Below are 21232 nucleotides of genomic sequence, written 5' to 3'. Positions count from 1 at the left end.
GGCCCTTTCCCCGAGGGAGCTCAACTTCAATAGGCCCGGGCGGGCAGGAACGCGCGGGTGCCGCCGGTGGCCCGGTACTGGGACCAGGCGGTCAGGAAGACCATGGACACGAAGCCGGCCAGGATGAGGGCCGGGTAGGCCGCCAGGATCTCGCCCAGGGAGTACTTCCAGTTCAGCGGACGGCCGATCCCCAGCATCGCCGCGTAGAACCAGGACACGCCCGAGACGGCACCGACGAAGATCGCCAGCATGCGCTGGTTGAACGTCAGCCGCATCAGCGCACCGGCACGCTTGAGCATCGGCAGCACGGTGTGGTGCAGCACCACCCCGTTGATCGTGAGCAGGACGACGATCGCGATCTTGGACTGCAGCTTGGGGTTGTTCAGGATTTCGGCGCCCTTGGTCCAGACGTCCATGGCCACGAGGCCCGAGCCGGTCAGCCACAGCACCAGCAGCGCCCGGACCAGCGTCTGGTGCAGGCCGCCGAGGTGTTTCTCATCCAGCGTCGCTGCACCGCCCGTCAGCAACCGTTTGACCATGTCGAGGTCGCTCATGAACACCAGACCGATGGCTACGCAACACGCGACCAGGTGCAGGTAGACCACGCCCATCCTTGCCAATTCCATATTCATCCAGGGACCCCTTCATCATTGGTTGGAATGCCCGTCCTCCGTGGACGGCGGGCCTGCACATCGCAGCGCCTGGGGTGCACTGTGGCGAAGCTCTGCAATTCAATCTGATGGGATTTGCAACTCGCTGTAGAGCTTCCGATGGACAGTTGGAGCGTTCTCCCTGTGCACTCTGCACATTTGCACCACGACGGGGACAGCTTCCAGTTACACAGTGGGGTAAATGCCCCGGCTGTCGGGGCGTCGAAAGAGGTCGCTGGCAGGCCTCAGTCGTCTTCGGCCGCGTCGATGTCGGGAAACAGCACGTCCGTGTAGCCGAAGCGGGAGAAGTCCCGCACCCGCATCGGGTAGAGCTTGCCCATCAGATGGTCACACTCGTGCTGCACCACGCGCGCATGGAAGCCGCTCACCGTGCGGTCGATCGGATCGCCGAAGGGGTCGAAGCCGGTGTACCGGATCGTTTTCCAGCGCGGCACGACCCCACGCAGGCCGGGCACCGACAGGCAGCCTTCCCAGCCCTCCTCCTCTTCCTCGCCGACCGGGGTCACCACAGGATTGAGCAGCACGGTGCGCGGCACGGCCGGCGCGTCCGGATAGCGGGGATTGACCGTGTCGGTGCCGAAGATCACCAGCTGCACGTCGACGCCGATCTGCGGCGCGGCCAGGCCGGCGCCGTTGACGGCCCGCATGGTGTCGAACATGTCGGCCACCAGCAGGTGCAGCGCATCGGTGTCGAAGTCGGGGACGGGCTGGGCGACGCGCAGCAGGCGCGGGTCGCCCATCTTCAGGATCTCGCGGACGGTCATGCCCGCAAGGATAGCGGCCGCGCCCGCGACGGCCGGCCCCACCCCGCCGTGGCAGTCAGCCGCCAGCCAGCAAGGCCCGCAGGCCGTCCTCGTCCAGCACCGGGATCCCGAGTTCCCTCGCCTTGTCGAGCTTGCTGCCGGCCTCGGCGCCCGCCACCACGTAGCTGGTCTTCTTGCTCACCGATCCGGCCACCTTGGCGCCGGCGGCCTCCAGCAGGTCCTTGGCCTCGTCGCGGCTCAGGGTCGGCAGGGTGCCGGTGAGCACCACGGTCTGGCCCGCCAGCGGCCGCGGCGCCTGCACCGCCGGCGCGCCCTCCTCCCAGTGCACGCCGCCGGCACGCAACTGCTCGACGACCTCGCGGTTGTGCGGCTGGGCGAAGAAGGTGTGGATGCTCTCGGCGACCACCGGCCCGACGTCCGGCACCTCCAGCAGCTGCTCGACACCGGCGTCCAGGATGGCGTCCAGCCCGCCGAAGTGGCGCGCCAGGTCGCGTGCCGTGGCTTCGCCGACGTGCCGGACGCCCAGCGAATAGAGGAACCGCGGCAGGGACGTCGCCTTCGACTGCTCCAGCCCCGCGAGCAGGTTCTGCGCCGACTTGTCGCCCATGCGCTCCAGGGCCACCAGGTTGGCCAGGCCGAGGCGGTACAGGTCGGGCAGCGTCTTGACGACGCCGGCATCGACCAGCTGGTCGACCAGCTTCTCGCCCAAGCCTTCGATGTCCATCGCCCGCCGCTGGGCGAAGTGCAGCAGGGCCTGCTTGCGCTGGGCACCGCAGAACAGCCCGCCCGTGCAACGGTAGTCGGCCTCGCCCTCCTCGCGCACCGCCTCGCTGCCGCAGACCGGGCAGCGGCGCGGCATCGTGAACTGGGGGGCATCCTGCACCCGCTTGTCGGGCACGACGGACACCACCTCGGGGATGACGTCGCCGGCCCGGCGCACGATGACCGTGTCGCCGACCCGCACGTCCTTGCGGCGGGCCTCGTCCTCGTTGTGCAGCGTGGCGTTGGTGACCGTGACGCCGCCGACGAACACCGGCGCCAGCTTGGCCACCGGCGTCAGCTTGCCGGTGCGCCCCACCTGCACCTCGATGGCCTCGACGGTGGTCAGCTGCTCTTGGGCCGGGTACTTGTGCGCCACCGCCCAGCGCGGCTCGCGGGTGACGAAGCCCAGGCGCTTTTGCAGCGCAAAGCCGTTGACCTTGTAGACCACGCCGTCGATGTCGAACGGCAGCCGGTCGCGCTCTTCGCCCACGGCCTGGTGGAACGCCACCAGGTCGTCGGCGCCCTGGGCCAGCGTGGTGCGCGCCGAGACCGGGAATCCCCAGGAGCGCAGCGTCAGCAGCGCCTCGTAGTGGCTGTGGAAGTCGGGGCCGCCCTGCTCCGCCGGCGTGACCTCGCCCCAGCCGTAGGCGAAGAACGACAGCGGCCGCTGGCGCGAGATGGCGGGGTCGAGCTGGCGCACCGCGCCGGCCGCGGCGTTGCGCGGGTTGACGTAGGTCTTCTCGTTCTTCTGGCCGGCCGCGATCTTCTGGCGCTGCTGCTCATTGAGCCGCTCGAAGTCGTCGCGCCGCATGTAGACCTCGCCGCGCACTTCCAGCACGGCCGGGGCGTCGCGTGGCAGCCGCAGCGGCACCTGGCCGATGCCGCGGATGTTCTGCGTGACGTCCTCGCCGATCTCGCCGTCGCCGCGGGTGGCGGCCTGCACCAGCACGCCGTTCTCGTAGCGCAGGTTGATGGCCAGGCCGTCGAACTTCAGCTCGGCGACGTACTGCACCGGCGGCTCCGATGCCGCCAGCCCCAGTTCGCGCCGCACCCGGGTGTCGAAGTTGCGCGCGCCGCTCGCCTCGATGTCGGTCTCGGTGCGGATCGACAGCATCGGCACCCTGTGGCGCACCTTGGCGAAGCCGTCCAGCACGGCGCCGCCGACCCGCCGGGTGGGCGAATCGGGCGTGGCCAGCTCGGGATGCCGCTCCTCCAGCGCCTGCAGTTCCTGGAACAGCCGGTCGTACTCGGCGTCGGGGATCTCCGGTTCGTCGAGCACGTAGTAGCGGTGGGCGTGGTGGTGCAGCAGCTCGCGCAGCGCCTCCACGCGCTCCTGCACCTGGGCGGAGGCAGTCATGGTCTAGCTGAAAAGGCGGCGCGCCTGCGGCGAGCCGGCAGCCAGGTCGCGCGACTCGAGCGTGTCGTACAGGCCCTCGAGGTCGGCGCCGATCACGTCCAGGCCCTCGGCCTGGATCACCTGGCCGTTGTCGTCGGTGAGGGCGCCGTCCATGGACTCGGCCAGGGCGGCCGCCGCGTCGCGCATGCGCTGGAACGGCTGCTCGGCGCGGTGCACCTGCGGCACGTCCAGGCTGAGCGTCACTTCGCGGATGGCCGACTGGGCCGGGTCGTCGGCCAGGGCGGCCTGGGTGTCGAACGACAGTACCAGGATGGGCGGCTGGCCCTGCGTGCCCGAGGGCAGCACCATGCGGCCGGGAATGACGCCGGCGACGAAGCCCAGCCGGGCGGCGTTCTGGTGCACGTAGCCCGGACTCCAGGCGGAATTGCGGGCCCGCAGCGTGAAGCCGAGCTGGGCATCGTGGTCGCCGGCGAACTGGTCGAGCTCGCGGGCGCGCGCCACCTCGTGCAGCATTTCGGGAAACTCGGGCGCGCCGTTCACCGCGTCGGCGAAGGCCTGGGTCTTGACCACGAACTCCGAGTACTCGATCTCGTTGAGCGCACCGGTGCGGTTGGCCATCTGCACCCCGGCCTGGAAGGCGGTGTAGCGCTGGCCCGGCTGCGGCGTCTCCCAGTGCTGCGTGCCCTCGTTGCAGCCTTCGACGGCGAACGGCTTGCTGCCGGCGCGGCGGGTGGCCGGCAGCGCCGCGATGGCGGCCTCGCCGGAGACCGGCGACTCAACCGGGATCGGGGCCAGGACGTCGATCAGTGCATCCAGCCCGGGCTTGCGCTCGGGCATGGGCAGGGGCGTGTCGTCGGGGTCGAACGACGGCTCGACCGGCTCCGGGGTGGCGCCGGGTTCGCGGCGCTCCTCGATGGCGGGTTGCCGCGGTCTCAGGCGGCGCGCATTCCAGGCGTTCCACGCCACCACGATCACCAGGACCAGGCCGCCCAGGATGGCGACGCCGAGGGTGAAGCCGGACATCAGCGCGCCCTCCGCGCCGGCACTGCGGGCCGCGTCATGCCGCTTCCGCCATCGAGACCGCCGAATCCATGTCGACGGCGACGATGCGCGAGACGCCCTGCTCCTGCATGGTGACGCCGATCAGCTGCTCCGCCATTTCCATCGCGATCTTGTTGTGACTGATGAAGAGGAACTGGGTTTCCTTGCTCATGCTGGACACCAGCTTGGCGTAGCGCTCGGTGTTGGCGTCGTCCAGCGGCGCGTCCACCTCGTCGAGCAGGCAGAACGGCGCGGGGTTGAGCTGGAAGATGGCGAACACCAGGGCGATGGCCGTGAGGGCCTTCTCGCCGCCCGACAGCAGGTGGATGGTCTGGTTCTTCTTGCCGGGCGGCTGCGCCAGCACCTGCACGCCGGAGTCGAGGATTTCCTCGCCCGTCATGACCAGCCTGGCATTGCCGCCGCCGAACAGCTCGGGGAACATGCGGCCAAAGTGCTCGTTGACGATCTTGAAGGTGCCGCCCAGCAGTTCGCGCGTCTCGCCGTCGATCTTGCGGATGGCGTCCTCGAGGGTCGTGATCGCCTCCAGCAGGTCGGCGCTCTGCGCGTCCAGGAACTGCTTGCGCTCGCGCGCGGTGGCCAGCTCGTCCAGCGCGGCCAGGTTGACGGCGCCCAGCGCCGCGATCTCGCGGTGCAGCCGGTCGATCTCGCCCTGCATGCCGGCCAGGCGGACGTTGCCGGCCTGGATGGACCGGCCCACCGCCTCGAGGTCGGCCTGCGCGTCCGCCAGCAGCTGGGTGTACTGCTCCAGGCCCAGGCGCGCGGCCTGTTCCTTCAGCTGCAGGTCGGTGATGCGCTGGCGCAGCGGGTCGAGTTCGCGTTCGAGCTGCAGGCGCCTCTCGTCGCTGGCGCGCAGCTTGGCCGTGAGGTCGTCGTATTCGCTGCGCTTGGCGCCCAGCGCCAGTTCGCGTTCGGACTTCAGCTGCAGCGCGTTCTGCAGGCCCGCCTGGGCCGCCGCGTCGGTCAGCCGGGCGAGTTCGGCATGGGCCCGCTCCTGCTCGGTCCCGATGCCCTGGGCCTGCTGGGTGGCGGTCTCGATGGCGCGCTGCAGTTCGCCGCGGCGCGCTTCCAGCGAGCGCTGCGAGAACTGCGCCTCCTGCGCCTGCCGCTCCAGGCTGCGCTGCTGCTCGCGCGCCTGCGCCAGCTTGCGCTCGGCCTCGATCACGCGCTCGTCGAGCTGGGCGTGCCGCTCCTGGCTGTCGGCCAGCTGCATGTCGAGTTCCTCGAAGCGCGCTTCGGCCGTGACGCGGCGCTCCTGCAGGTCATCGAGCAGCGCGTCGACCTCGGCCAGGTCGCCGGCGATCTGCTCGCTGCGGGCACGGGTCTGTTCGGCCAGCTGGGTGAGGCGCAGCGTCTCCACCTGCAGCTCGTGGGAACGGCTCCGGGTTTCGGCGGCTTCGCGCCGCGCCGTCACCAGGCGCTGGGAGGCGTCGGTGTAGGCGGCCTCGGCCCGCACCAGCGCGGAACGCGCTTCCTCGGCGATCAGGGCCTGGGCGCGCAGCTGCTTCTCGAGGTTCTCGATCTCCTGCTGGCGCGCCAGCAGGCCGGCGCGCTCGGAGTCCTGCGCATAGAAGCTGACGCTGTGGGCGGTGACGCAGTGGCCCCCGGCGACGTAGATGGCCTCGCCCGCCTGCAGCTTGTCGCGTGCGGCCAGCGCCTCCTCGAAGCTGGGCGCGGTGTAGCAGCCCTGCAGCCAGTCGGCCAGCAGCGCCTTCTGGCCGGCGTCGTTCAGCCGCAGCAGCTCGGACAGTCGCGGCAGCGCGGACGCAGCGTCCGGCGCCGCGGTCTGCGGCGCGCTGTAGAAGGCCAGCTTGGCGGGCGGGGCGTCATTGGCGAAAGGCCGGACCATCTCCAGCCGCGACACCTCGAGCGCCGACAACCGCTCGCGCAGCACCGCCTCCAGCGCGTTCTCCCAGCCCTGCTCGACGTGGATGCGGGTCCAGAGCGCCTGCAGGCTGTCCAGCCCATGGCGGGCCAGCCAGGGCTTGAGCTTGTCGTCGGTGCGCACCTTTTCCTGCAGCGCCTTCAGGGCCCCCATGCGGGCCGACAGGTCGGACTGGCGGTGCGTCTCGGTGTTGACGGCCTGCTGCCGGGTGCGCCGGTCGTCGTCCAGCGCCGGCACCTGCTCCTGCAGCTCGTGCAGGCGGGCGTCGGCGGTCTCGGCCGCCTCCTGCGCGGCGGCGAGCTGCTGCTGCAGGCTGGCCAGCCGCGCCTCGTCGGGGGCGGCCAGCGCGTTGCGGTCGGCCACCAGCCGCTCGCGCCGCTGCGTCAGCTGCCGGCTCTGTTCCTCGATATTGCGCTGGTCGGCCGCCAGCACCTGGATCTGCTGCTGCACCTGGGCGACGCCGGTGCGCTGCTCGGCCGCCTTGGCCTGGGCCTGGCGCAGCGCGTCTTCCATGTCCGGCAGCGCCAGGGCCTGTTCCTCGACCTGCGCCGCCAGCAGGGTGGCCTGCTCCTCGGCCTCGACGCCGCGCTCGGCCAGGTGTTCCAGTTCGTAGGTCGCCTCGTCCTTGCGGCCAGCCCACAGCGCGGTCTGCTCCTTGAGCTGCTGCAGCCGCTGCTCGACGCGCTGCCGGCCCTCGACGACGAAACGGATCTCGGCCTCCAGCCGCCCGACTTCGGCGCTGGCTTCGTAGAGCTGGCCCTGGGCCTGGTTGACCTGGTCGCCGGCGGCGTAGTGGGCCTGCCGGATCGTCTCCAGCGCACTCTCGACGTGGCGCAGGTCGGCCACCCGGCTCTCCAGGGCGTTGACGGCCTTGTCGGCGTCCTCCTTGATGCGGGCCTGGTCGACCTCGGCCTCGGCCCGCTTGAGGAACCACTGCTGATGCTGCTTGAGCGTGACGTCGGCCTGCAGCGCGTTGTAGCGCTGGGCCACCTCGGCCTGCTTCTCCAGCTTGTCGAGGTTGGCGTTGAGCTCGCGCAGGATGTCCTCGACCCGGGTGAGGTTCTCGCGCGTGTCGGACAGCCGGTTCTCGGTCTCGCGCCGGCGTTCCTTGTACTTGGACACGCCCGCCGCCTCCTCCAGGAACAGCCGCAGCTCCTCGGGCTTGGACTCGATGATGCGGCTGATCGTGCCCTGGCCGATGATGGCGTAGGCGCGCGGGCCCAGGCCGGTGCCCAGGAACACGTCCTGGATGTCGCGGCGGCGCACCGGCTGGTTGTTGATGTAGTAGCTGCTGGTGCCGTCGCGCGTGAGCACGCGCTTGACGGCGATCTCGGCGAACTGGCTCCACTGGCCGCCGGCGCGGTGGTCGGCGTTGTCGAACACCAGTTCGACCGACGAGCGCGAGGCCGGCTTGCGGGTGTTGGTGCCGTTGAAGATGACGTCCTGCATGGACTCGCCGCGCAGTTCGCTGGCGCGCGATTCGCCCAGCACCCAGCGCACGGCGTCCATGATGTTCGACTTGCCGCAGCCGTTCGGGCCCACCACGCCCACCAGCTGGCCCGGCAGCATGAAGTTGGTGGGTTCGGCGAAGGACTTGAACCCGGAGAGCTTGATGGAGGTGAGGCGCACGTCTCGAAGCCCTGTGAACGTCGGAACGGGATCACCGGCGCGGGCGCCGGCCGGCAACTTGAACGCGCCGGCGGCCACCGGCGCGAGGAGGCCCGGATGATACCTGCTGAGCATCGACATCCGGCTGCAACGATCGGCAACAGCCGACCCTGGGCGGCGCGCCGATCCGGTACCAAACCGGCATGGGCGCACAGGTGTTCGTCGGGGTGTCGGGCTGGCGCGGCTCCGTCTTCGCCGTCCAGGGCTGGCGCTACTCCGCCCACACGCTCAAGCTGCGCGACGCGAAGGCGATGCTGGCGAGCCGTGGCCCGCTATCCGGGGATGTGACCGCCGATGGCGTCTGCATTCGGCGGCACCAAGCAGCCTGGCAGACGATCGCCGCTGGCCTCAGTCCATATCCTCGTGCAGGCAAAGGTAGTTGCCTTCGGTGTCGCGGAACCAGGCGGCCTTCTCCGAGCCGAGCACGCAGACGTGGCCGACCGTCTTGAGCCCGGGCAGGTCGTAGTCCTCGAACACGACCCCGGCACCTTGCAGTTCCCGGATCGAGGCCTGGATGTCCTTGACCTCGAAGCTCAGCGCCGTGTGGTCGGCCTTGGTGCCGCCCTCCTTCGGGAACAGCGCAATCACGGCGCCCCCGCAGCGGTAGAGGAACTTGCCGTCCGGCTTCGGCCCGTCCGGCTTGAACCCGAGCTTGCCCTCGTAGAACCCTCGGGCGCGCTCCATGTCGATCACGGGCAGGATGGTTGTGACGGTGCTCTCGGACAGCATGGGGTCTCCTGTTGCGAAAGGTGGACACTAACCATAGGCGGCGACCGGGACGTTGCAAGCCGTTTCGTGGCCGGCCGCTCCGGCCAGGGCCGGGAGCCCATCGATAATCGGCGCCATGAATCCCCTCCTGGCCCGGTTGCAGCCCTATCCGTTCGAGCGGCTGCGACAACTGTTCGCGGGCGTGACCCCCGACCCGGCATACCGCCCGATCAGCCTGGGCATCGGCGAACCCAAGCACCCCACCCCGCCCTTCATCAAGCAGGCGCTGGTGCAGGCGCTCGACGCCCCCGGCAGCGACCTCACCGGCTACCCGCCCACGGCCGGCACGCCAGCCCTGCGCGCGGCGTTCGCCGGCTGGCTGGGTCGCCGCTATGGCCTGGAGGTGGACCCGGCGACGCAGGTGCTGCCGGTCAACGGCTCGCGCGAGGCGCTGTTCGCATTCGCGCAGGCGGTGGTCGACCCCGGGCGCGGCTCGCAGCCGCCGGTGGTGGTCTGCCCCAATCCGTTCTACCAGATCTACGAGGGCGCGGCCCTGCTGGCGGGTGCAGAGCCCTGGTACGCCCCCTCGGACCCGGCGCGCAACTTCGCGGTCGACTGGGACAGCGTGCCGGACGCTGTCTGGGCCCGCGCCCAGCTGGTCTACGTCTGCTCGCCGGGCAATCCCACCGGCGCCGTCATGCCGCTGGACGAATGGCGCAAGCTGTTCGCGCTGTCCGACCGGCATGGCTTCGTGATCGCCTCGGACGAGTGCTACAGCGAGATCTATTTCCGCGACGAGGCGCCGCTGGGCGGCATGGAGGCCGCCGCCAGGCTGGGTCGCACCGGCTTCCCGCGGCTGGTGTCGTTCACCAGCCTGTCCAAGCGCAGCAACGTGCCCGGCATGCGCAGCGGCTTCGTCGCCGGCGACGCGGCGCTGCTCAAGGCCTTCGCCCTGTACCGCACCTACCACGGCAGCGCGATGGCGCCGCCGGTGCAGGCCGCCAGCATCGCCGCCTGGGGCGACGAGCAGCACGTGATGGACAACCGGGCCCAGTACCGCCGCAAGTTCGCGGAGGTGACGCCGGTGCTGGCCCAGGTGCTGGACGTGCGCCTGCCCGATGCGGCGTTCTACCTGTGGGCGGCAGTGCCGGGCGGCGACGACACCGCGTTCGCCCGCGCCCTGCTGGCTCAATACAATGTCACGGTCTTGCCGGGCAGCTACCTCGCCCGCGAGAGCGGGGGCCGCAACCCCGGCGCCGGCCGCGTGCGCATGGCGCTGGTGGCCGAAACCGCCGAGTGCCTGGAAGCCGCGCACCGCATCGTCCAATTCGTCCGGAACAACTTCGCCTGAACTCCCCATGAGCCAACAGCTGCAACAGATCATCGACACCGCCTGGGACAACCGCGCCAGCCTCTCGCCCCAGTCCGCGCCCAAGGAGGTGACCGAGGCCGTCGAGCACGTGATCGCCGAGTTGAACAACGGCTCGCTGCGCGTGGCCACCCGCCAGGGCGTGGGCCAGTGGACGGTGCACCAGTGGGTGAAGAAGGCGGTGCTGCTGTCGTTCCGCCTGAAGGACAACGCGATCATGAAGTCGGGCGACCTGGCCTTCTTCGACAAGGTGCAGACCAAGTTCGCCCACCTGTCGCCCGAGGAGCTGGCCGCCACCGGCGTGCGCGTGGTGCCGCCGGCCGTGGCGCGCCGCGGCAGCTTCATCGCCAAGGGCGCCATCCTGATGCCCAGCTACGTCAACATCGGCGCCTACGTCGACGAGGGCACCATGGTCGACACCTGGGCCACCGTGGGCTCGTGCGCCCAGGTCGGCAAGAACGTGCACCTGTCCGGCGGCGTGGGCCTGGGCGGCGTGCTGGAGCCGCTGCAGGCGAACCCGACCATCATCGAGGACAACTGCTTCATCGGCGCCCGCTCCGAGATCGTCGAGGGCGTGATCGTCGAGGAGAACTCGGTGGTGTCGATGGGCGTCTACATCGGCCAGAGCACCCCCATCTACGACCGCACCACCGGCGAGACCACCTACGGCCGCATCCCGGCCGGCTCGGTGGTGATCTCCGGCAATCTGCCCAAGGACGGCGGCAAGTACAGCCTGTACGCCGCCATCATCGTCAAGCGCGTCGACGCGCAGACGCGGGCCAAGACCAGCCTCAACGACCTGCTGAGGCCCTGACAAGCGGCCCTCCGTCCGCCTTTGCGGACGGGGTGTCGGTATTCCTGCGGTTGAACGGAGCACTGAATGAGCACGATGGAGCGGATCCTGCGCCTGATGGGCGAGAAGAAGGCGTCGGACGTGTACCTGTCGGCGCACGCGCCGGCGCTGATCAAGATCAACGGCCAGTGCGTGCCGATCAACAACCAGCTGCTGCCGCCCGACGCGCCCAAGGCGCTGCTGGCCGAGGTGCTGCCGGCGCGCCGCATGACCGAGCTGGAGGAGACCGGCGAGCTGAACATGGCGCACGCCATCGAGGGCGTGGGCAACTTCCGCTTCTCCGCCATGCGCCAGCGCGGCACCTACGCCGCCGTCATCCGCTACATCACCACCGAGATCCCGCCGCTCGAGTCGCTCAACGTCCCCATGATCCTGGGCGACCTGATCATGGAAAAGCGCGGCCTGCTGCTGATGGTGGGCTCCACCGGCGCCGGCAAGAGCACCACGCTGGCGGCCATGATGGACTACCGCAACGAGCGGGTCTCGGGCCACATCCTGACCATCGAGGATCCGGTCGAGTTCCTGTTCAAGAACAAGAAGTCGGTGGTCAACCAGCGCGAGGTCGGCAGCGACACCTCGTCCATGCAGACGGCGCTGAAGAACGCGCTGCGGCAGGCCCCCGACGTCATCCTGGTGGGCGAGATCCGCGATCGCGAGACCATGTCGGCCGCCATCGCATATGCCCAGTCGGGCCACCTGTGCCTGGCGACCATGCACGCCAACAACAGCTACCAGGCGCTCAACCGCATCCTGTCGTTCTACCCGGTCGAGGTGCGGCCCACGATGCTGGGCGACCTGGCGGCGGCGCTCAAGGCCATCGTCTCGCAGCGCCTGCTGCGCACCGTGCACGGCGGCCGTGCCCCGGCGGTCGAGGTCATGCTCAACACCAAGCTGGTGTCCGAGCTGATCGAGAAGGGTGACTTCTCCGGCGTCAAGGAAGCCATGGAGAAGTCCATGGCCGAGGGCTCGCAGACTTTCGAGCAGGCCATCGCCAAGCACATCATCGACGGCACGGTCGACAAGAAGGAAGGCATCGCCAACGCCGACTCGCCGACCAACCTGCAATGGCGCCTGCAGAACGACTTCGCCGGTTCCGGCGCGTCGGCCCGGCCCGAGGAAGGCGCGAGCGAGGAGGACCTCGCCGACGAACCGTCGTTCACCGAGATCACGCTGGACGTCAAGCACTAGACATGGCTCGCACCCGGCACGGCCTGCAGCCGCTGCCCGGCGGCGGGATGGAACCCCAGGCATGAAGACGCTTTACCTGACCGAGCAACTGATCTCCCGCCGCTCGGTCACGCCCGAGGATGGCGGCTGCCAGGACGTGCTGCGCGAGCGGCTCGCCCCGCTCGGGTTCGCCTGCGAGACCATCGCCAGCGGCCCGGCCGATTTCCGCGTCACCAACCTCTGGGCCAAGCGGCCCTCGTCGCGCCGCGATGCGCCGACGCTGGTGTTCGCCGGCCACACCGACGTCGTGCCCACCGGCCCGCTCGAGCAATGGGCCAGCGATCCCTTCGTCCCGGCGCACCGCGACGGCAAGCTGTACGGGCGCGGCGCGGCCGACATGAAGACGTCGATCGCGGCGTTCACGGTCGCGGTCGAGGAGTTCCTGGCCGCGCACCCGGACCCCGCGCTCTCCATCGCCCTGCTGGTCACCAGCGACGAGGAAGGCCCCTCGATCGACGGCACCGCGGTGGTCTGCCGCGTGCTGCAGGACAGGGGCGAGCAGCTCGACTGGTGCATCGTCGGCGAGCCCAGCTCGGTCACGCGGCTGGGCGACATGGTCAAGAACGGCCGCCGCGGCAGCCTGTCGGGCAAGCTCACGGTGCGCGGCGTCCAGGGGCACATCGCCTATCCGCAGCTGGTGAAGAACCCGATCCACCTGGCGCTGCCGGCCCTGAACGAGCTGGCCGCGCGCGAGTGGGACCGCGGCAACGCCTACTTCCCGCCCACCAGCTTCCAGATCAGCAACATCCACGGCGGCACCGGCGCCACCAACGTGGTGCCGGGGACGGTCGTCATCGACTTCAACTTCCGCTTCTCGACCGAGTGGACGCCCGAGGGGCTGCAGGCCGCGGTGGCCGAGGTGCTGCAGCGGCACGGACTCGACCATGCCGTCGAGTGGAACCTCAGCGGGCTGCCCTTCCTCACCACGCCGGGCGACCTGGTCGATGCCGTGCGCCAGGCGATCCGCGCCGAGACCGGCGTCGAGGCCGAACTGTCGACAACCGGCGGCACCAGCGACGGCCGCTTCATCTCCCGCATCTGCCCGCAGGTGGTGGAGTTCGGCCCGGTCAACGCCACCATCCACAAGATCGACGAGCATGTGCTGGTGGGCGACATCGAGCCACTGAAGAACATCTACCGGCGCACGCTGGAAGCGCTGAACGGAGTGTCATTGCGGGCCTGACCCGCAATCCATCTCCCGCACGACGATCCGGGTGCGGCCTGGTTCCGGAGATGGATGCCGGGTCGAGCCCGGCATGACAAGGTATTCCCCCATGACCCTCCTCCAACTCGTCGAGCAGTCCGCCGCCCGACTCTCGGAAGCCGGCGTCGCCTTCGGCCATGGCACGACCAACGCCTTCGACGAAGCCGCCTGGCTGGTGCTGTGGAAGCTCGGCCTGCCGCTGGATGACCTGGACGCGCACGCGGCCGATCCGGTGGAGCCCGCACAGGTTGCTGCCGTCGACGCACTCATCGCCGAACGCATTGCCACCCGCAAGCCGGCCGCCTACCTGACCGGCGAGGCCTGGCTGCAGGGCGTGCCGTTCCACGTCGACGAGCGCGCCATCGTGCCGCGCAGCTTCATCGCCGAGCTGCTGGCCGACGGCAGCATCGATCCCTGGCTGTCGGAGCGCACGCGCCGGGTGCTGGACCTGTGCACCGGCAATGGCAGCCTGGCCGTGCTGGCGGCCATGGCCTATCCGGACGTAACCGTGGACGCCTCCGACATCTCCGCCGATGCGCTGGCCGTCGCGGCGAGCAATGTGGCGCGCCACCAGCTCGAGTCGCGCGTGCGCCTCGTCGTCTCCGACGGCATGGCCGCCCTGCCCGGCCCGTACGACCTGGTGCTGTGCAACCCGCCCTACGTCAACAGTGCCAGCATGGCGCAGCTCCCGGCCGAATACCGTGCCGAGCCGGCGCTGGCCCTGGCCGGCGGCGACGACGGCATGGACTTCGTGCGCCGCCTGCTGGCCGACCTGCCCTCGCGCCTGTCGACGAACGGCGTGCTCGTGCTGGAAATCGGCAACGAGCGCGCCCACTTCGAAGCCGCATTCCCGAACCTGGAAGCCGTGTGGCTGGACACCAGCGCCGGCCCCGACCAGGTCCTGCTCCTCACCCGCGAAGCCCTCGCCCCATCATGATCTCGCTTCGCAACCTCACCCTGCGCCGCGGCGCCAAGGTGCTGCTCGACAACGTCTCCATCACGCTCAACCCGGGCGAGAAGGTCGGCCTGGTCGGCCGCAACGGCGCCGGCAAGTCCACCGTGTTCGCCCTGCTCGACGGCAACCTGCACGAGGACGCCGGCGAGTTCTCGATCCCGCCGCAGTGGCGCATGTCGCAGGTCGCCCAGCACATGCCGGAAACGGAGGAAGGCGCCACCGCCTTCGTGCTGGCCGGCGACACCCGCCTCATGGAAGTGCGCGCGGCCCTCGCCGCCGCCGAGGCCGCCGAGGACGGCATGGCGATCGCCCACGCCTACTCCGACCTGGCCGATGCCGGCGAGCACGATGCCGTGCCACGCGCACAGGCGCTCATCCTGGGCCTGGGCTTCCAGGTGCAGGAGCTCGACAAGCCGGTGAACAGCTTCTCCGGCGGCTGGCGCATGCGGCTGCAACTGGCCCGTGCGCTGATGTGCCCGTCCGACCTGCTGCTGCTGGACGAGCCGACCAACCACCTGGACCTCGACGCGCTGGTCTGGCTGGAGGCCTGGCTGCAGCGCTATGCGGGCACCATGCTCGTGATCAGCCACGACCGCGAGTTCCTCGATGCGGTGACCGGCGTCACCGTGCACATCGAGAACCAGAAGCTCACCCGTTACGGCGGAAACTACAGCGCGTTCGAGACCACGCGCGCGCAGCAGCTCGAACTGCAGCAGACGTCGTTCGCCCGCCAGCAGGAAAAGATCGCCCACCTGCAGAAGTTCATCGACCGCTTCAAGGCCAAGGCCAGCAAGGCCAAGCAGGCCCAGAGCCGGGTCAAGGCGCTGGAGCGCATGGAGAAGATCGCGCCGGTGCTGGCCGAGGCCGACTTCAACTTCGAGTTCAAGGAGCCGGCCAACCTGCCCAACCCCATGCTGGCCATCAGCGACGCGGTCCTGGGCTACCCGGACAAGGTCGTCCTGCGCGGAGTCAGCCGGTCGGTCATGGCCGGCCAGCGCATCGGCATCCTGGGCGCCAACGGCCAAGGCAAGTCGACGCTGGTCAAGACCGTCGCGCGCCAGATCGAGGCGCTGCAGGGCACGATCACCGAAGGCAAGGGACTGCACATCGGCTACTTCGCGCAGCAGGAGCTGGACGTGCTGTCGCCGCAGAGCAACCCGCTGGAGCACATGGTGCGGCTGGCGCGCGACGTCGGCCCGGCCGGCCGCGAGCAGGAACTGCGCAATTTCCTGGGCAGCTTCAATTTTTCCGGCGACATGGTCGCCCAGGCCGTCGGCACCATGAGCGGCGGCGAGAAGGCCCGCCTGGTGCTGGCCATGATCGTCTGGCAACGCCCCAACCTGCTGCTGCTGGACGAGCCGACCAACCACCTGGACCTGGCCACGCGCGAGGCGCTGTCGGTGGCGCTGAACGAATTCGAGGGCACGGTGATGCTGGTCAGCCACGACCGCGCGCTGCTGCGAGCCGTGTGCGACGAGTTCTGGCTGGTGGGCCGCGGCGCCATCGGTCCGTTCGACGGCGACCTGGACGACTACCAGCGCTACCTGCTGGACGAAGCCAAGCGGGTGCGCGAGGCGGCTCGCGCCGTCGCCGCCGCGCCGGCGCCGACCGCGGCGCCGGTTGCAGCCGCCCCGGCGCAGGACCAGCGCCGCCAGGGTGCGGCCGCGCGCCAGCAGCTGGCGGCGCGGACACGTCCGCTCAAGCGCGAACTGGCCGAGCTGGAAGCGCGCATGGCCCAGCGGCAGGCCGAGACCCAGGCGCTGGAAGCACGTTTGGCCACGTCGCTGCCGCCCGCCGAGATCGCCGAGGCCGGCCGGCAGCTGAAGCAGGCGGCGGCCGCCTTGGAGGCCGACGAGGAACGCTGGCTGGCCCTGTCGGGCGAGATCGAGGCGATCGAGGCCGCGGCTCAGTGAGCCGTGGGGGCCGGCGCCTCGGTCGTGCCCGCCTCGGCCTCCATCACTTCAGCCGCTCCCTCAGCAGCCGCAGCACCGGCGGGACGCGCCGGTCGCGACCAGGTCGTCGGCGGCGTCGGCCGTGGCCACCAGCAGTTCGGCGACCTCGACCTCCACGTCATCCATGTCACGGTCGTACAGCATGATGGGCGGTTTGGCCTTGCGCACCGCCGCGCCTGCCGCCAGCATCGGCCCATGCCTTCCGCCCTGCAGCTGGCCGCCGGCGACCCCGCCCTGCTGGAGCGGGTCCGGGCCTGCCGCCGCCTGCTGAACCGGCGCGCCCTGGTGGGCGCCGCGGCCAGCGCCGTGCCGCTGCCCGGCCTCGACTTCGTCGTCGATGCCGCGCTGCTGGCCAACCTGCTGCCGGAGATCAACGCCCGCTTCGGCCTCACGCCGGACCAGCTCGCACGGCTGCCGGCGCACGAACGGCAGCAGGTCCAGAAGGCGGTGGCGGTGGTCGGCTCGGCCGTCATCGGGCGGCTGGTCACTCGCGACCTCGTCCTGCAGGTCGCCGGCAAGGTCGGCATGCGCCTGAGCGCCAAGCGGGCGGCACGCTACGTGCCGATTGCCGGCCAGGCGGCCGCCGCGGTGGTGGGGTATGCCGCGCTGCGCTACCTCGGCGAGGAGCACATCAAGGACTGCGTGCGGGTGGTGCGGGACGCGCGGCTGCTGCTGCCACCGCCCTCAGTGGCTGGGCACCTGCCGCCCTAGCTCGCGCAGCACCTCTTCCTGGTCCAGCAGGCGGGCGGCCAGCCGGGCACCGTGGCGCAGCAGGCGCAGGTGGCGCTCGGCCTGGGCCGGATCGTCGCCGGGGCTGTGGCAGCACAGGGTGCCGTGCACGCGGCCGTCGGGCAGCGTGATCGGCGCCTCCAGCAGTTCACCCGCGGCGGTGCCGCGTTGCCCGGACGCGGTGGCCAGCGCGGCGGCCGGGCCATGCTGCAGCGCCTCGACCACGCGGAAGCGGCGCTCGCCCTCGCTGAACTGGCCCACGTGGACCACGTCCATGCCCAGCTGTTCGCGCAGCAGGCGCAGCACGACCTGGATGGCCTGTTCTGTCCTGGGCGAGCGGCCGGCGGTCCGGGGCGAGCTGGGGAGGGGAGCGGCGTAGAGCATGGTGTTGGCAGGAGGAATCCTAGCCACGCCGCCGGCCGCCGATGTGCCTCAGCGTAACAACGGCTCAGCTTCGGAAACACGGTCGGGCTGCTCGCCGCGACGACCTGTTCGGTCGCGAGCCGCGCCGGCGCTGGCTCGGCAGCAGGTTGGCGGTCCGATGGCCTGTTGCGGCGCAGGGGCACGCCGGTTACCGAAGCCACGATTGCTGCGACACTTCAGCCCATCCGAAACAGTCGCAAATCCGCAACCATGTCGAGCTATCCCCCCGCGTCGCTGGCCGGCCACGATGCCGTGCCCCTGCAGTACCGGTTCCCGTCGGACATCCGCGTCAACGAGGCCGGCGTGGGCTCGCTGGCGTGGCGCACGGGCCAGGGCCCGTTCGGCCAGACCACAGTGGCCAGCCAGAACGCCAGCATGGCCGCCGTGCAGTGGCAGGCCGGCGTGCTGACGCCCGAGGAGTGCGCGGCCGTGGTGGCCGCCGGCCGCGCCCTGCCGATGATGGACGGGCGGGTCGAGCTGGGAGCCGACAGCTACCGCGTCAGCCACATCGCCTGGATCGAGCCACAGCCCGAGAACCACTGGCTGTACCACAAGGTCGGCGCCCTGTTCACGCAGATCAACCGCAGCTACGGCTTCGACATCGTGGGCCTGGTCGACGCGCTGCAGTTCACGGAGTACGGGCCCGGCCAGCACTTCCACTGGCACATGGACATCGGCCACGAGCAGACCAGCCTGCGCAAGCTGTCGATGACGATCCAGCTGTCGCAGCCGGACGACTACGACGGTGGCGCACTGGAGTTCGTCGGCCTGCATCCCATGGAGCAGAGCCGCACGCAGGGCTCGGCCACCTTCTTCCCCTCGTTCATGGGCCACCGCGTGCAGCCCGTCACGCGCGGCACCCGCTGCTCGCTGGTGGCCTGGGCGGCCGGACAGCCGTACCGCTGACTCGCGGCCCCACAAGGAAAAAAGGTCAGCCCGCGGATGCGGACTGACCTTTTCGAGTCGGTGGTAGGACGTACAAGATTCGAACTTGTGACCAACGGATTAAAAGCCGCTACCCGGCGGTTTTTGACCCGATCAACCCAAGGCCTACAGACGCACGCACGCCGTAGCAGGGTGCCACGCGTAGCCCCAGAACGCTGTCAGGAGCTACGTTGGAGCTACGTTGTGAACGACGACACCGAGCGCTTCCTAGCGCGCATGCCGCGCTGGTTGGGACCCTTTACGGCATGGGCTGCGCGCTTCTCATTGCGCGGACCGACCTGGCTACCACGCCACCTTCGACGCCTGCCTCTCACCTTCGCATGTGAGGTGGTTCGATTCCATCTGCGCGGGCACGTACGCCAGCAAGCCGATAGGGGGTATGGGGGCTGTGGCCCCCATGGTGACTAGGCCTCCCAGTCACGCGCCCTCACCTTCGCGGACGCTGCGGCTGGTCACCCACGCCGGTCGCCGCGTCCTGCCAAGCCTTCAGGCCCTCAAGGAACCACGATGACCCAACCTGCAAGCCGCAAGAAAGCCACCCTGCATGTCTCTATCGAGCCATCGCTGTCCGAACGCGTCCGCGTGCTTTGTGAGCGCATGGGACTGCCCGTCTCGCACTTTGCCTCGCTGGCTCTCAGCCGGGAAGCATCGCGCTTCGAAGCGGAATTCGCTCGTGTACCTGGCGCAGGGGCAACGCGAAGCGCTCGCCCTTGATATGGGGTCGGACGGGTTGCTACCGTTGCGCCCCCCGCGACCGGGGCCATGGCACCGGTCGCGGGGGGCGAAGCGGTCGGCGGCCCGTCAGGGGCACCATGTCAAGGGTTGATAAAGTCAGTCGCGTCCAGAGCCGGTATTGCAGCCTTCGTCAGATCGGCGGCGGCGGTGGCCTTCGCCGCTTTCTTGACTGTTTCGAGCACTTCTGAAGTGATCACAATTTTGGACAGGTCGGAGTTGTCACGCTTGAGGTCTAACTTCAATGCCCCAAGGCTCGACAACACCATTACCACTTGGTACGCCGCACCGAACCAATTCGACTCGTCGAAGGCCAGTTCTTCCTTCGCCCCTAACGTCTTGGATAGCCGGCGAAGAAATTTCCAGAGCGGGATTTGAAGCGTGCCGGACTGTTCAAATGCCTTAGCCAAGCCGTAAGCCACAAGGTCGGCAGAATAGCTGGATCGCGACAGAAGTTTGCTCACGATATCGCCGACGTCAGCTGGCGGGGGCACTTGCTGCGCGACCACTTTCGTAGCGGCCAGCGCTTGCTCAAAGGCCTTCTGCTGCTTATGCACATCGGCAATGCCCCCCTCGATACTCGAGATCTTCGCCGTTGCTGCGTCGATAGATCCGCTTATCTTCGTAAGGGTGTCGGTTGTCGACGTAATCGACTTCATATGATCGGCAATAACGCCTGCTGTTGACGAAAGCTGACCTTGAAAGCCTGACATGGACTGCAACTGCGCCGCGATCGCCGCCGCTGACTTCTGCTGTCCGTCCGCTTGAAAATAACCGTAGATGATTGCGATCACTGCGAGCAATAAGGAGGCTATTGTGGATGCGAAAGAGACATAGTTGATGACGTCTTGGTCTTGCCTGAACGAGTATCCGATGTTCATGACCCACGCCTCCAACATCAGAAGGATCGCCACAACCATCAGCCACTCTCTCCGAGCAAATTCTTTCGTTTCCATCTCTGAGCCCCTTTATTCGTCGCATGCTACCGCAACCGGCTTGACATCCTTAACTGAGCGTCGTTAGCATCGACGCAGCGATAGCATTCAGCGCCACGCCCGAATCGTGTTCCGGCCCCACCGGACAAGCACAGCCAGGGGCTATCTCCTTCAAGCCGGTGGAGGAGCTAGTTGGCAAGATCAGCCCAGACACCGCACCTGTCGCGTCCCTCAACAGGGTTCGTGCGGGTGCTTGGTCCATTCCCTTTCTTCGCCCGTATCGAGCCTCCTCTAGGAGCGCTTATGCGTGGTCACCTCTCGGGCATACCGACACCCAGTGCGGACGCCGAACGCGCCGGGCTTGTCCCAAGTATCAACATCGTGGAAATCACGGGGAAAAGGAATCCCTCCGGTAGATATCACTTTGATCACAAGAGGATCTCATGTCGTACCCCCTTCGCCTCACTCCGGAACTCCAGCAACGGGCTCGCGAGCGGGCCGCCGAAGTGGGAATCAGCTTCAACGCGCTGGTCGCCGTGGCCCTCGATGCGTACCTCCGTTGTGGTCAGGTCGCCGCGCCAACACCACGGCCAGCTGCGCGCCGCCCCCGAGCCGCTACTCTGCCTGCAGCTGGGGCCGCTAGAACCGCAGACAGACCTGACTGGCGGTTCTTCAACCCCGACCCGGATTTCTGGCCGATGGTCGATCCCGAGTTCGCGCATCGCTGGGAATGCGTCGATCCCGAAGACACGGCGGTTTCCGCCGCGCTGGAGATCGAATATTGGTCAACGCGCAAACGGCCTGCTTAGCCGGCGGCTGTCAGCAACATGCCGCAAGGTGGCCCGGGCTAGCGGCCTAGGCCTTTGCGCCAATGGGTGGGCACCTGGCGTATGCCCCTAACCCTCAATCTCACAGAGGCCGCTCACCTTCTGCACGTTCATCCCAAGACGCTGCAGCAGCGTGCCCGCCTCGGTCTCATCCCGGCGTGCAAGGTAGGCCGCTCATGGGTGTTCGTCGAAATCTTGCTCATTGAG

The 21232-nt window shown here is 69.1% G+C and carries 18 protein-coding genes and 1 pseudogene; 10 read left to right on the top strand and 9 right to left on the bottom strand.

The genetic code is table 11. The features are described 5' to 3' along the window. Positions 1-26 precede the first annotated feature (26 nt). The 6 genes from GON04_RS14735 to GON04_RS14710 form a co-directional block, all read right to left on the bottom strand. Positions 27-632, bottom strand: a complete 606-nt coding sequence (locus GON04_RS14735; protein ID WP_157398836.1) for a hypothetical protein — start codon at positions 630-632, stop codon at positions 27-29. 263 nt (positions 633-895) lie between these two features. Then, the gene (gene def / locus GON04_RS14730) at positions 896-1435 is read right to left on the bottom strand and encodes a peptide deformylase (protein ID WP_157398835.1); all 540 of its coding nucleotides are present in this window, start codon (positions 1433-1435) and stop codon (positions 896-898) included. Between the two features lie 55 nt (positions 1436-1490). Next, the gene (ligA, locus tag GON04_RS14725) at positions 1491-3554 is read right to left on the bottom strand and encodes an NAD-dependent DNA ligase LigA (protein ID WP_157398834.1); all 2064 of its coding nucleotides are present in this window, start codon (positions 3552-3554) and stop codon (positions 1491-1493) included. Between the two features lie 3 nt (positions 3555-3557). Further along, positions 3558-4577 (bottom strand): cell division protein ZipA C-terminal FtsZ-binding domain-containing protein, encoded by a 1020-nt coding sequence (locus GON04_RS14720; protein ID WP_157398833.1) that lies wholly within the window; start codon positions 4575-4577, stop codon positions 3558-3560. A 34-nt stretch (positions 4578-4611) separates the two neighbouring features. Continuing rightward, on the bottom strand, positions 4612-8127 hold the full coding sequence (smc, locus tag GON04_RS14715; protein WP_181653588.1) for a chromosome segregation protein SMC: 3516 nt from the start codon (positions 8125-8127) through the stop codon (positions 4612-4614). A 387-nt stretch (positions 8128-8514) separates the two neighbouring features. Next, the gene (locus tag GON04_RS14710) at positions 8515-8895 is read right to left on the bottom strand and encodes a VOC family protein (protein ID WP_157398831.1); all 381 of its coding nucleotides are present in this window, start codon (positions 8893-8895) and stop codon (positions 8515-8517) included. 115 nt (positions 8896-9010) lie between these two features. Between GON04_RS14710 and dapC the strand changes: the two genes are divergently transcribed. The 6 genes from dapC (at position 9011) to GON04_RS14680 (ending at position 16395) form a co-directional block, all read left to right on the top strand. Beyond that, on the top strand, positions 9011-10225 hold the full coding sequence (gene dapC, locus GON04_RS14705) for a succinyldiaminopimelate transaminase (RefSeq protein WP_157398830.1): 1215 nt from the start codon (positions 9011-9013) through the stop codon (positions 10223-10225). A gap of 7 nt (positions 10226-10232) precedes the next feature. Further along, entirely contained in the window at positions 10233-11057 is an 825-nt protein-coding gene (gene dapD / locus GON04_RS14700; protein ID WP_157398829.1) for a 2,3,4,5-tetrahydropyridine-2,6-dicarboxylate N-succinyltransferase, read from the top strand. A 66-nt stretch (positions 11058-11123) separates the two neighbouring features. Next, positions 11124-12284, top strand: coding sequence for a PilT/PilU family type 4a pilus ATPase (locus tag GON04_RS14695; protein WP_157398828.1), 1161 nt, complete (start codon positions 11124-11126; stop codon positions 12282-12284). Positions 12285-12345: 61 nt separating this feature from the next. Then, entirely contained in the window at positions 12346-13506 is a 1161-nt protein-coding gene (dapE, locus tag GON04_RS14690; RefSeq protein ID WP_157398827.1) for a succinyl-diaminopimelate desuccinylase, read from the top strand. Between the two features lie 91 nt (positions 13507-13597). Beyond that, the gene (gene prmB, locus GON04_RS14685; RefSeq protein WP_181653587.1) at positions 13598-14464 is read left to right on the top strand and encodes a 50S ribosomal protein L3 N(5)-glutamine methyltransferase; all 867 of its coding nucleotides are present in this window, start codon (positions 13598-13600) and stop codon (positions 14462-14464) included. Further along, the gene (locus GON04_RS14680; RefSeq protein ID WP_157398825.1) at positions 14461-16395 is read left to right on the top strand and encodes an ABC-F family ATP-binding cassette domain-containing protein; all 1935 of its coding nucleotides are present in this window, start codon (positions 14461-14463) and stop codon (positions 16393-16395) included. Before prmB ends, GON04_RS14680 begins: the two co-directional genes overlap by 4 nt. 60 nt (positions 16396-16455) lie before the next feature. On the opposite strand, the gene GON04_RS14675 is transcribed toward GON04_RS14680, so the two are convergent. Beyond that, a complete protein-coding gene (locus GON04_RS14675; RefSeq protein WP_157398824.1) occupies positions 16456-16623 on the bottom strand; it encodes a hypothetical protein in 168 nt (55 codons plus the stop codon). A gap of 6 nt (positions 16624-16629) precedes the next feature. On the opposite strand from GON04_RS14675, the gene GON04_RS14670 reads away from it, so the two are divergent. Continuing rightward, positions 16630-17145, top strand: a complete 516-nt coding sequence (locus GON04_RS14670; protein ID WP_157398823.1) for a hypothetical protein — start codon at positions 16630-16632, stop codon at positions 17143-17145. Here GON04_RS14670 and GON04_RS14665 read toward each other — a convergent pair. Beyond that, on the bottom strand, positions 17119-17547 hold the full coding sequence (locus GON04_RS14665; RefSeq protein ID WP_157398822.1) for a hypothetical protein: 429 nt from the start codon (positions 17545-17547) through the stop codon (positions 17119-17121). The two genes, GON04_RS14670 and GON04_RS14665, sit on opposite strands and share 27 nt — an antisense overlap. 249 nt (positions 17548-17796) lie before the next feature. On the opposite strand from GON04_RS14665, the gene GON04_RS14660 reads away from it, so the two are divergent. Beyond that, a complete protein-coding gene (locus tag GON04_RS14660; RefSeq protein ID WP_157398821.1) occupies positions 17797-18492 on the top strand; it encodes a 2OG-Fe(II) oxygenase in 696 nt (231 codons plus the stop codon). Positions 18493-19346: 854 nt separating this feature from the next. On the opposite strand, the gene GON04_RS14655 is transcribed toward GON04_RS14660, so the two are convergent. Then, complete coding sequence (locus GON04_RS14655) at positions 19347-20219, bottom strand: hypothetical protein (RefSeq protein WP_157398820.1); 873 nt, start codon at positions 20217-20219, stop codon at positions 19347-19349. A gap of 422 nt (positions 20220-20641) precedes the next feature. On the opposite strand from GON04_RS14655, the gene GON04_RS14650 reads away from it, so the two are divergent. Together GON04_RS14650 and GON04_RS27275 are read left to right on the top strand one after the other, a co-directional pair. After that, positions 20642-21007 carry a type II toxin-antitoxin system HicB family antitoxin gene (locus tag GON04_RS14650; RefSeq protein WP_157398819.1) on the top strand — a complete coding sequence of 122 codons (366 nt, stop codon included), beginning with the start codon at positions 20642-20644 and terminating at the stop codon, positions 21005-21007. A gap of 81 nt (positions 21008-21088) precedes the next feature. Beyond that, positions 21089-21199 (top strand): annotated as a pseudogene (locus tag GON04_RS27275) (helix-turn-helix domain-containing protein); the annotation flags it as partial. Positions 21200-21232: the final 33 nt, after the last annotated feature.

Source organism: Ramlibacter pinisoli, assembly GCF_009758015.1.
Lineage (GTDB): Bacteria > Pseudomonadota > Gammaproteobacteria > Burkholderiales > Burkholderiaceae_C > Ramlibacter > Ramlibacter pinisoli.
The sequence above is the reverse complement of the archived record's forward strand: the minus strand, read 5'-3'. Positions and strand labels throughout refer to the sequence as shown.

What these genes read in the sequence shown, in the direction of transcription:
- GON04_RS14735 (WP_157398836.1), bottom strand. Translation starts at nt 632, where the DNA reads ATGAATATGGAATTGGCAAGGATGGGCGTGGTCTACCTGCACCTGGTC.
- def (WP_157398835.1), bottom strand. Translation starts at nt 1,435, where the DNA reads ATGACCGTCCGCGAGATCCTGAAGATGGGCGACCCGCGCCTGCTGCGC.
- ligA (WP_157398834.1), bottom strand. Translation starts at nt 3,554, where the DNA reads ATGACTGCCTCCGCCCAGGTGCAGGAGCGCGTGGAGGCGCTGCGCGAG.
- GON04_RS14720 (WP_157398833.1), bottom strand. Translation starts at nt 4,577, where the DNA reads ATGTCCGGCTTCACCCTCGGCGTCGCCATCCTGGGCGGCCTGGTCCTG.
- GON04_RS14710 (WP_157398831.1), bottom strand. Translation starts at nt 8,895, where the DNA reads ATGCTGTCCGAGAGCACCGTCACAACCATCCTGCCCGTGATCGACATG.
- dapC (WP_157398830.1), top strand. Translation starts at nt 9,011, where the DNA reads ATGAATCCCCTCCTGGCCCGGTTGCAGCCCTATCCGTTCGAGCGGCTG.
- dapD (WP_157398829.1), top strand. Translation starts at nt 10,233, where the DNA reads ATGAGCCAACAGCTGCAACAGATCATCGACACCGCCTGGGACAACCGC.
- GON04_RS14695 (WP_157398828.1), top strand. Translation starts at nt 11,124, where the DNA reads ATGAGCACGATGGAGCGGATCCTGCGCCTGATGGGCGAGAAGAAGGCG.
- dapE (WP_157398827.1), top strand. Translation starts at nt 12,346, where the DNA reads ATGAAGACGCTTTACCTGACCGAGCAACTGATCTCCCGCCGCTCGGTC.
- prmB (WP_181653587.1), top strand. Translation starts at nt 13,598, where the DNA reads ATGACCCTCCTCCAACTCGTCGAGCAGTCCGCCGCCCGACTCTCGGAA.
- GON04_RS14680 (WP_157398825.1), top strand. Translation starts at nt 14,461, where the DNA reads ATGATCTCGCTTCGCAACCTCACCCTGCGCCGCGGCGCCAAGGTGCTG.
- GON04_RS14675 (WP_157398824.1), bottom strand. Translation starts at nt 16,623, where the DNA reads ATGCTGGCGGCAGGCGCGGCGGTGCGCAAGGCCAAACCGCCCATCATG.
- GON04_RS14670 (WP_157398823.1), top strand. Translation starts at nt 16,630, where the DNA reads ATGCCTTCCGCCCTGCAGCTGGCCGCCGGCGACCCCGCCCTGCTGGAG.
- GON04_RS14665 (WP_157398822.1), bottom strand. Translation starts at nt 17,547, where the DNA reads ATGCTCTACGCCGCTCCCCTCCCCAGCTCGCCCCGGACCGCCGGCCGC.
- GON04_RS14660 (WP_157398821.1), top strand. Translation starts at nt 17,797, where the DNA reads ATGTCGAGCTATCCCCCCGCGTCGCTGGCCGGCCACGATGCCGTGCCC.
- GON04_RS14655 (WP_157398820.1), bottom strand. Translation starts at nt 20,219, where the DNA reads ATGGAAACGAAAGAATTTGCTCGGAGAGAGTGGCTGATGGTTGTGGCG.
- GON04_RS14650 (WP_157398819.1), top strand. Translation starts at nt 20,642, where the DNA reads ATGTCGTACCCCCTTCGCCTCACTCCGGAACTCCAGCAACGGGCTCGC.